At 71.6% G+C, this 538-nt stretch carries 1 protein-coding gene; it reads right to left on the minus strand.

The features are described 5' to 3' along the window. On the minus strand, nt 1-538 hold a 538-nt coding region (locus tag AC1DWF_RS37995), incomplete at both ends, for a transglutaminase family protein (protein ID WP_476843567.1).

The following is a 538-nucleotide window of genomic DNA, read 5'->3' on the forward strand; positions in this document are numbered from 1 at the left end:
TCGGTGTTCCATTCGGCCGCGTCGCGGTCGGTGGCGGCGACGAAGGTGGGCTCGCCGCCCATGGTGAGGCGCATGCCCTGCGCCTCGATGGCCTTGTCGACCTTCAGGCCGGCGGCCTGGATCGCAGCCCACACGGCCGGCGTATAGGGCTTGGTGACGCGCGGCGTCTCGCGCAGGCGGGTCACCGCCATCTCGAAGCCGAACTCTGTCTCGGCCTTCTCGATGAGGCCCGAGATCGGGGCCGCCGATTGCGGGTCCGGCGTCGCGGCGAGCGGGATATGCCCCTCGCCCGCCATCAGGCCGGAAGTGGCGTCGAGGCCGACCCAGCCGGCGCCGGGCAGATAGACCTCGGCCCAGGCGTGCAGGTCGGTAAAGTCGGCTGTCGGGCCCTCGGCGCCGCCATCGACCGGCTTCTGGTCCGCCACGAGCTGGATGAGGTAGCCGGAACAGAAGCGGGCGGCGAAGCCCAGGTGGCGCAACGCCTGCACCAGCAGCCAGGCGGAATCGCGGCAGGAGCCGCGGCATTCGGTCAGCGTCT

The organism is Aminobacter sp. P4_D5 (assembly GCF_056401815.1).